This is a genomic window from Ralstonia sp. GX3-BWBA, assembly GCF_003290055.1.
Taxonomy (GTDB): Bacteria; Pseudomonadota; Gammaproteobacteria; order Burkholderiales; family Burkholderiaceae; genus Ralstonia; species Ralstonia holmesii.
In genome coordinates this window covers 154134-163059 of record NZ_QMKS01000016.1, presented here as the reverse complement: position 1 = coordinate 163059, position 8926 = coordinate 154134, and the positions used below count along the sequence as shown (strand labels likewise).

7 protein-coding genes and 1 rRNA gene are annotated in these 8926 nt (G+C 62.3%); 5 read left to right on the top strand and 3 right to left on the bottom strand.

Annotation, left to right across the window (positions count from 1 at the left end; genetic code table 11):
* From DOD19_RS17150 to DOD19_RS17140, 3 genes are all read right to left on the bottom strand, one after another.
* A 16S ribosomal RNA gene (locus DOD19_RS17150) occupies window positions 1–939 on the bottom strand; the annotation flags it as partial.
* 498 nt (window positions 940–1437) lie between these two features.
* A complete protein-coding gene (locus tag DOD19_RS17145; RefSeq protein ID WP_024977484.1) occupies window positions 1438–2298 on the bottom strand; it encodes a CHAD domain-containing protein in 861 nt (286 codons plus the stop codon).
* 109 nt (window positions 2299–2407) lie between these two features.
* Window positions 2408–3181 carry a DeoR/GlpR family DNA-binding transcription regulator gene (locus DOD19_RS17140; protein ID WP_112186791.1) on the bottom strand — a complete coding sequence of 258 codons (774 nt, stop codon included), beginning with the start codon at window positions 3179–3181 and terminating at the stop codon, window positions 2408–2410.
* Between the two features lie 143 nt (window positions 3182–3324).
* Between DOD19_RS17140 and glpD the strand changes: the two genes are divergently transcribed.
* The 5 genes from glpD (at window position 3325) to DOD19_RS17115 (ending at window position 8880) form a co-directional block, all read left to right on the top strand.
* On the top strand, window positions 3325–4902 hold the full coding sequence (gene glpD / locus DOD19_RS17135; RefSeq protein ID WP_112186789.1) for a glycerol-3-phosphate dehydrogenase: 1578 nt from the start codon (window positions 3325–3327) through the stop codon (window positions 4900–4902).
* 65 nt (window positions 4903–4967) lie between these two features.
* Window positions 4968–6086, top strand: coding sequence for an ABC transporter ATP-binding protein (locus DOD19_RS17130; RefSeq protein ID WP_112186787.1), 1119 nt, complete (start codon window positions 4968–4970; stop codon window positions 6084–6086).
* Entirely contained in the window at window positions 6073–7170 is a 1098-nt protein-coding gene (locus DOD19_RS17125; protein ID WP_112186785.1) for an ABC transporter ATP-binding protein, read from the top strand. Before DOD19_RS17130 ends, DOD19_RS17125 begins: the two co-directional genes overlap by 14 nt.
* Window positions 7167–8057 (top strand): sugar ABC transporter permease, encoded by an 891-nt coding sequence (locus DOD19_RS17120; protein WP_112186783.1) that lies wholly within the window; start codon window positions 7167–7169, stop codon window positions 8055–8057. The genes DOD19_RS17125 and DOD19_RS17120 overlap by 4 nt, the downstream gene beginning before the upstream one ends.
* Window positions 8050–8880, top strand: coding sequence for a carbohydrate ABC transporter permease (locus DOD19_RS17115; RefSeq protein WP_024977478.1), 831 nt, complete (start codon window positions 8050–8052; stop codon window positions 8878–8880). Before DOD19_RS17120 ends, DOD19_RS17115 begins: the two co-directional genes overlap by 8 nt.
* The last annotated feature ends 46 nt before the right edge of the window (window positions 8881–8926 follow it).

The window sequence follows — 8926 nt, the reverse complement described above, 5'->3', positions numbered from 1 at the left end:
GCTTGTGCGGGTCCCCGTCAATTCCTTTGAGTTTTAATCTTGCGACCGTACTCCCCAGGCGGTCAACTTCACGCGTTAGCTACGTTACTAAGGAAATGAATCCCCAACAACTAGTTGACATCGTTTAGGGCGTGGACTACCAGGGTATCTAATCCTGTTTGCTCCCCACGCTTTCGTGCATGAGCGTCAGTGTTATCCCAGGGGGCTGCCTTCGCCATCGGTATTCCTCCACATCTCTACGCATTTCACTGCTACACGTGGAATTCTACCCCCCTCTGACACACTCTAGCCGTGCAGTCACCAATGCAATTCCCAAGTTAAGCTCGGGGATTTCACATCGGTCTTGCACAACCGCCTGCGCACGCTTTACGCCCAGTAATTCCGATTAACGCTTGGACCCTACGTATTACCGCGGCTGCTGGCACGTAGTTAGCCGGTCCTTATTCTTCCGGTACCGTCATCGACCCCAGGTATTAACCAGAGCCATTTCTTTCCGGACAAAAGTGCTTTACAACCCGAAGGCCTTCTTCACACACGCGGCATTGCTGGATCAGGCTTTCGCCCATTGTCCAAAATTCCCCACTGCTGCCTCCCGTAGGAGTCTGGGCCGTGTCTCAGTCCCAGTGTGGCTGATCGTCCTCTCAGACCAGCTACTGATCGTCGCCTTGGTGGGCCTTTACCCCACCAACTAGCTAATCAGACATCGGCCGCTCCTATAGCATGAGGCCTTGCGGTCCCCCACTTTCACCCTCAGGTCGTATGCGGTATTAGCTAATCTTTCGACTAGTTATCCCCCACTACAGGGCACGTTCCGATGTATTACTCACCCGTTCGCCACTCGCCATCAATCTAGCAAGCTAGATCATGCTGCCGTTCGACTTGCATGTGTAAGGCATGCCGCCAGCGTTCAATCTGAGCCAGGATCAAACTCTTCAGTTCAATCTGCTGTTTTTCGCTCTTTACGAGCGGTCGCTCACTCTCAGAATCTGACTTGAACTTTCGTTCAAACCTTACTTCTGTGCGAGCACTTCATTACTTGTTAGCTAGCGGATCGAAATCCGCCGCATCCAGTATTAAGCGCCCACACTTATCGGCTGTTTGCTTGTTAAAGAACTTCGCGATCAACTTTGTTCACCGCGTCGCTGCGTTGTCTGCAGCAGAGAAACGAGATTATGCAGAGCTTTTTCGTCGCTGTCAACAACTCGTCGAAGAATTTTTATCATCAACTCGCCGCCAACCACTCCTGAATTTCCAGCCAATCGCCAACCACACAATCGACCGCAAACCCGCCCCACTCCTGCTTCTCCACCACCTAACTCCACCGCCTCAACCTGCGTTTCGGCGCTGTGTTTTGCAGCGAGGGGCGAACTATAGGCGGGTTTTCCGAACAGTGCAAGCCCTTTCTCATTACGGGGTCTTTCTGCACTTTCCCCAGGGTTATGGCGCCTTGTGGGACCGCATCCATCGCAGACCCTTGGCTGCCCGGCCCCGCGCGCTGCTGGCGCGCTTGTGAAAGGCGTTCACTATAGACAGCGGCGGCGTCGCATCCAATACGCCCGCAACGCAATCAAGGGCGACACTCGCATCGTGTACCTCGCCCAGGGCGTCTTGCAGTTTGCGCAAATGGCTCCGGTACCGCTTGGCTACGTTGGCGCCAAGCGCCGGGTAGAACGCTTCATATAGATAGCGCCATTGCTTGGCGGCGATGCGAGCACGATGCAGCCGCGGTGCAGACAACCGCCTGGGGTGGCGCCCGCGACGGATCAGCTTCTTTCTGAGCGCCCGGGCCTGTGCACGAGCGAAACGGAGATGCCGTTCGGGCTCACCTTCTATATGAAACGCAGCGACCGCCTGCTCCAGTTCAAGCAGCGCTTCCGACACATCTGGCGACGCCAGCTCAGCACGCAGTTCCTCCCATGCACGGTTGCGCGCCCCTTGGGACTTTGTAAGCGCCTCGTCCAGCCATGCCCGGCCTGCCTCGTCACTATCGAGTAGCGACTCCCGGGCAGCGGGAAGCCAATCGGAGAGCAACACATCCCATTCGCGCACAGGACCCGTGGAAGCGGCGAGCGCACGCAGGCGCGGTATCCACTCTGCGGCAAAGCTGGTTGGCAGGACCGGCGCGAACGTCACCCAAGCCGAACGCAGGCGGCGCAGAGTGACGCGAAACTGGTGAAGATCTTCGCCGCTTGGGCTGGGCGCAGCCAGCCTGGCGAGGGCATCGCGCAAAGCAGCGATGTGTTCGGTGACGATGCCCGCGAAGATCGAAAGGATTGCCGCATGTGAGTGCTTGCTCACGATGCTCCCCGTATGACGAATCTGGATGACAGTGCGGCTCGCAAGGTGCGCGCCTTGTCATTTCACTGTAGTCGACGGGGCGAAGACTGCAGGAGCGCCAGATCAAACGTCAGAGCGTTTCGCTGGCGACGACCACGTCGACCTCGGCGGCGCGGAAGACTTCGGCCATCGGCTCGGGCACCGGGACGTCAGTGAAGAACTTGTCGATCTGGGAAACATGGCCCAGGCGGACGACCGCGCGGCGGCCGAACTTGGAGTGATCGGCGACAAGCCAAACTTCGCGCGACTGCTCGATGATGGCCTGGGCGACGCGGACCTCGCGGTAATCGTAGTCGAGCAGCGTGCCGTCTTCGTCGATGCTGGAGACGCCGATGATGCCGATGTCGACGCGGAACTGCTTCATGAAGTCGATCGTAGCCTCGCCAACGATGCCGCGGTCGCGGTTGCGCACGAGGCCGCCGGCGACGATGACTTCGGCATCCGGGCTGCCGGAGAGGATCGACGCGACGTTCAGGTTGTTGGTGATGACGCGCAGGCCGCGCGGTCCGCTCTGGCCGACCAGCGCCTTGGAGACTTCTTCGGTGGTCGTTCCGATATTGATGATGAGCGAGCGGCCGGACTCGACATGGCGCGCGACGACTTCGGCGATGCGGCGCTTGGCGTCGATGTGCAGGACCTGACGCTGGTCGTAGTCGATGTTCTCGACCGACGATGGCAGGCCAACGCCGCCGTGGTAGCGCGCGAGCAGGCGCTCGTCTTCGAGCTGCCGAATATCGCGGCGAATGGTTTGCGTCGTGACGCCGAGCACGCGAGCAAGCGCGTCGACGGAGGCATCGCCGTGCTGGCGGACGTATTCGAGGATCTGGCGGTGTCGCGGAAGCATCAAGTCACGAAATGAACACAAACGAACACATGTGAGCGGATTAGGCGATTCCCTATGTTGCTTTATTTTCGCCCTTCACTAAACTATCCGCCAACGCGTCACTATTCGCAAGAAAAGACGCGCAAATCAACAGATTCCAACCCATGCAACTCACTGACGCGTCGCATCTGGACTGTGATCTGCTGGTGGTCGGAGGCGGCATCAACGGCGTGGGTATCGCGCGGGATGCCGTGGGCCGTGGCCTGTCGGTGGTCTTGTGTGAAAAAGACGACCTGGCCCAGCACACCTCTTCGGCCTCAACCAAGCTGATCCACGGCGGGCTGCGCTACCTCGAATATTACGAATTCAGCCTGGTGCGCAAGGCTCTGCAGGAGCGCGAGGTGCTGCTGCGCATGGCGCCGCACATCATGTGGCCGCTGCGTTTCGTGATGCCGCACGATGCGGCGCAACGCCCGGCATGGATGATCCGCGCGGGCCTCTTCCTCTATGACCACCTGGCGCGCCGGCGCTTTCTGCCGGGTTCGGAATCCATCAAGCTTGCGCAGCACCCGGCAGGTAAGCCGCTCAAGGCAGGCTACACGCGGGGTTTCGTCTATTCCGACGGCTGGGTGGACGACGCCCGCCTGGTGGTGCTCAACGCCCGCGACGCGGCGGACCGCGGGGCGCAGATTTTCACCCGCACGCGCTGCCTGAACGCCGAGCGCCGCGCCGATGGCTGGCACGCCTCGCTGGCCGGCCCGGAGGGCATTCGCTCCGTGCGCGCAAAGGCAATCGTCAATGCAGCCGGGCCGTGGGCAGCGGAGTTCGCCCGCTCTGCGCACGCCCTGCCGAGCACGCGCGGCCTGCGCCTGATCAAGGGCAGCCACATCGTCGTGCGGCGGATGTTCAACCACCCGTTCGCCTATATCTTCCAGAACCCGGACGGGCGGATCGTGTTTGCGATTCCGTACCAGAACGAATTCACGCTGATCGGCACGACGGATCTGGAATACAAGGGCTCGGTGGACCAAGTGGCCATTGACGCGGGCGAAATCCAATACCTGTGCGAAATGGCCAGCCGCTATTTCACCCAGCAGCTGACGCCGGGCGACGTGGTGTGGAGCTACTCGGGTGTGCGGCCGCTGCTGGACGACAGCGCCGCCAACGCTTCGGCCATCACGCGCGATTACCTGGTCGAATGCGAAACCGGCGCCGACGGCGCCAGCGCACCGCTCGTCAACGTGTGGGGCGGCAAGATCACCACCTACCGCAAGCTGGCCGAAGAAGCGCTGGACCACCTGGCCCCGCATTTGCCTCTTGCGGGCAAGCCTTCGTGGACGGCCACCGCATCGCTGCCGGGCGGCGATCTGGAAGCGCCGGGGCAGTTGGTTGCCGAATACACCTTCGACGATTTTGTGACGCGCCTGCAAAAACGTTTGCCTTGGCTGCCGACCCAACTTGCGATGCGCTATGCGCACCAGTACGGCACGCGCCTGAACACGATGCTGGCCGGCGCCACGCGGCTGGAAGAGCTGGGCGCCGAAGTGACGCCCGGGCTGTACGAAGCCGAAATCCGTTATCTGATCGAACACGAATGGGCCCGCACGGCGCAAGACATCCTGTGGCGGCGGACCAAGCTGGGCCTGCACGCCAGCGATGCAGACCGCAGCCGCCTGGAAGGCTGGCTGGCGCGGCATCTGCCCGAAGGCGAGACCGCGCCAGTTGCGGAACGCGCGCCCTGACGCACCGGGCCGGGCGCACGAGCCAAGACATCAAGAAATCAAAGCAGTAAGACGGGAGACATCAATTGATTCTGGAACTGGACCAGGTTACGGCCATGGTCGGGGCGCAGACGCACCTGTACCCGACCAGCCTGCGGCTGGCGCCCGGCGCCATCAACGTGCTGCTGGGGCCGACGCAGGCCGGCAAGACCACGTTGATGCGCATCATGGCCGGGTTGGACCGGCCGACGACCGGCCGCGTACTGGTCGACGGCAAGGACGTGACGGGCGTGGGGGTACGCGATCGCAATCTGGCGATGGTGTACCAGCAATTCATCAACTACCCGGCGATGACGGTGTACGACAACATCGCCTCACCGCTGCGCCTGCAGGGCACCAACAAGAGCGAGATCGACACGCGTGTGCGTGCCGTCGCCGCAAAGCTGCACATCGAACACCTGCTGCAGCGCCTGCCGGCGGAGCTGTCCGGCGGACAGCAGCAGCGTTGTGCGCTGGCCCGGGCACTCGTCAAGCGTGCACCGCTGGTGCTGCTGGACGAACCGCTCGTCAACCTCGACTACAAGCTGCGCGAAGAACTACGTGCCGAGCTGGCATCGCTCTTTGCCGACGGCGGCACGACGGTCGTCTACGCCACCACCGAGCCGCAGGAAGCGCTGCTGCTGGGCGGCCACACCGTCGTCATGCATGAAGGCCGCGTGCTGCAGGACGGTCCGACGCTCGACATGTACGAAGTGCCGGTATCGGTCAACGCGGCGGCCATCTTCAACGACCCGCCGATGAACGTGCTGGACGCCACCGTGGTTGAGGGCAACCAGATCCGGCTGCCGCAAGGCATTGACGTTGCGTGGACGCGCCCGCTGCCGATGGCGGCCGGCACGCGCTGCCGCATCGGCCTGCGTCCGAGCCACATCCGCCTGACGCCGCGCAACGGCGGCGCAGTTGCCCTGCCGGGCACGGTAGAACTGGCCGAGTTATCGGGCTCCGAGACCTATCTGCACGTGCGCGCGCATGCTGCCGGCCAGTCGAACACGATCGGCTTGGTCGCGCAGTTGCCCGGCGTGCACGAGTTCAAACTCGGCGCGGCGCTGGACGTGTTTGTCGATCCGGCCGAACTGTTCCTGTTCGACGATGCGGGCAAGCTGGTGAGCGCGCCCAAGCAGGGAGGCGCACATGGCACGCATTGAATTCCGCAACCTGGGGCACAGCTACCGGCCCAATCCGCAAAGTCTGAGCGACTACGCGCTGCAGCCGATGAACATGACCTGGCGCGACGGCGGTGCATACGCATTGCTGGGCCCGTCGGGCTGCGGCAAATCCACGCTGCTGAACATCATCTCCGGGCTGCTGACGCCGTCCGAAGGACAGGTGCTGTTTGACGATCGCGACGTCACGCACGCAACGCCGCGCGAACGCAACATCGCGCAGGTGTTCCAGTTCCCGGTCATCTACGACACGATGACCGTGTTCGACAACCTCGCCTTCCCGCTGCGCAACCGCAAGACGCCGGAAGCCGAAGTGAAGAAGCGCGTGGAGGAAGTGGCCGAGATTCTCGAACTGCAGCACGCGCTCAAACGCCGCGCCTCGGGCCTGGCGGCTGACGCCAAGCAGAAGATCTCCCTGGGCCGCGGCCTCGTGCGCAAGGACGTGGCGGCCATTCTGTTCGACGAGCCGCTCACCGTCATCGACCCGCACCTGAAGTGGCAACTGCGTCGCCAGCTCAAGAAGATTCACCACCAGCTCAAGCTCACGCTGATCTACGTGACACACGATCAGGTGGAGGCGCTGACCTTTGCCGACGAGGTGGTGGTCATGACCGAAGGCAAGGTCGTGCAGCAAGGCGGCCCGGAAGCGCTGTTCGAGCGGCCGGACCACACCTTCGTCGGGTACTTCATCGGAAGCCCGGGCATGAACCTGTACCCGGTGACGGTGGACGGCGATGTGATTGCCCTGGGCGATCAGCGTCTGACGGTCGGGGGCGACACGCTCGCCACGCTCAAGAACGCAAACGGTTCGCTCAAGCTCGGCATCCGCCCGGAATTCGTGCAGCTGGCGGCGGCCGGTGAAGTCGGCACCGTGGCCGCCAACGTGCATCAGGTGCAGCAACTGGGTACGCACCAGTTGCTGACGGCCAGCCTGAGCGAGGCCGGCGGCTTGCCCATCAAGGCAAAGCTGCCGAATGAAGTGAGCATCACCGAATCGCGCGTGTGGCTGCGCCTGGATGCGCCGCAGACGCTGTACTACAGCAATGACGAGAGGATCGGCCGATGAACAAGCCGCTCAACAACAAGGCGTGGTTCCTGATCCTACCGGTGTTCCTGTGCGTGGCGTTCTCCGCCATCCTGCCGCTGATGACGGTGGTGAACTACTCGGTGCAGGACATCATCAGCCCCGAGCAGCACGTCTTCGTGGGCGTGGACTGGTTCCGCCAGATCCTGCGCGACAGCGATCTGCAGGACGCGCTCACGCGCCAGCTGATTTTCTCGCTGTGTGTGCTGGCCGTGGAGATTCCGTTGGGCATCGGCCTGGCACTGTCGATGCCGTCCAAGGGCTGGAAGGCTTCGGCTGCACTGGTGGTACTCGCCATGCCGCTGCTGATTCCCTGGAACGTGGTCGGCACGATCTGGCAGATCTTCGGGCGCTCGGATATCGGCCTGGCCGGATACTGGCTCAACGAGATGGGGATCGACTACAACTACACGTCGCACTCGTTCGATGCGTGGATCACCGTGCTGATCATGGACGTGTGGCACTGGACGCCGCTGGTGGCGTTGCTGGCGTATGCCGGCCTGCGTTCGATTCCGGATGCGTTCTACCAGGCCGCCGAGATTGACGGCGCCAGCCGCCTGGCCGTGTTCCGCTACATCCAGTTGCCGAAGATGCGCGGCGTGCTGATGATCGGCGTGCTGCTGCGCTTCATGGACAGCTTCATGATCTACACCGAGCCGTTCGTGCTGACCGGCGGCGGCCCTGGCAATGCCACGACGTTCCTGTCGCAGTACCTGACGCAGAAGGCGGTCGGCCAGTTCGACCTGGGTCCGGCGGCGGCATTCTCGATCGTGTACTTCCTCATCATCCTGCTGTTCTGCTTCGTCCTCTACAACTGGATGCAGCGCATGGGCAGCGCCAGCACGGCCGCGGGAGACGACCATGCCTAAGCAGAACAACAACGAGCACAAGCGCAAGATTGCTCGCGCGATCACGCTGGCGGTGTATGTGGCGTTTGCCGTGCTGCCGCTGTACTGGATGTTGAGCATGTCGCTCAAGACCAACGAGGAGACGCTCGCCGGTTTCTCGATCTGGCCGAAGCTCGTCACGTTCGACAACTACAAGATCATCTTCACGGACCCGTCGTGGTACTGGGGTTACATCAACTCCATCATCTACGTGACGATGAACACGGTGCTCTCGACCGTGGTGGCGCTGCCGGCGGCCTACGCCTTCTCGCGCTACCGCTTCCTGGGCGACAAGCACATGTTCTTCTGGCTGCTGACGAACCGCATGACGCCACCCGCGGTGTTCCTGCTGCCGTTCTTCCAGCTGTATTCGACGGTCGGCCTGATGGATACCCACCTGGGCGTGGCGCTGGCGCACATGCTGTTCAACGTGCCGCTGGCGGTGTGGATTCTGGAAGGCTTCATGTCGGGCATCCCGCGCGAGATTGACGAGACGGCCTACATCGACGGCTACAGCTTCCCCAAGTTTTTCCTGAAGATCTTCCTGCCGCTCATCAAGGCCGGCGTGGGCGTGACGGCGTTCTTCTGTTTCATGTTCAGCTGGGTGGAGCTGCTGCTCGCGCGCACGCTTACGTCCGTCGATGCCAAACCCATCACCGCGGTGATGACGCGCACGGTGTCGGCCTCGGGCATGGATTGGGGCGTGCTGGCTGCGGCCGGTGTACTGACGATCATTCCCGGCGCGCTGGTGATCTGGTTTGTGCGGAACTACATCGCAAAGGGTTTTGCGATGGGCCGCGTGTAAACGCGATCAGGACGATTCTGACGGCCCGGCGCGGCCTTGCCGTACC

Coding starts and splice junctions, on each gene's coding strand:
- DOD19_RS17140 (WP_112186791.1), bottom strand. CDS start 3,181: ATGCTTCCGCGACACCGCCAGATCCTCGAATACGTCCGCCAGCACGGC.
- glpD (WP_112186789.1), top strand. CDS start 3,325: ATGCAACTCACTGACGCGTCGCATCTGGACTGTGATCTGCTGGTGGTC.
- DOD19_RS17125 (WP_112186785.1), top strand. CDS start 6,073: ATGGCACGCATTGAATTCCGCAACCTGGGGCACAGCTACCGGCCCAAT.
- DOD19_RS17120 (WP_112186783.1), top strand. CDS start 7,167: ATGAACAAGCCGCTCAACAACAAGGCGTGGTTCCTGATCCTACCGGTG.
- DOD19_RS17115 (WP_024977478.1), top strand. CDS start 8,050: ATGCCTAAGCAGAACAACAACGAGCACAAGCGCAAGATTGCTCGCGCG.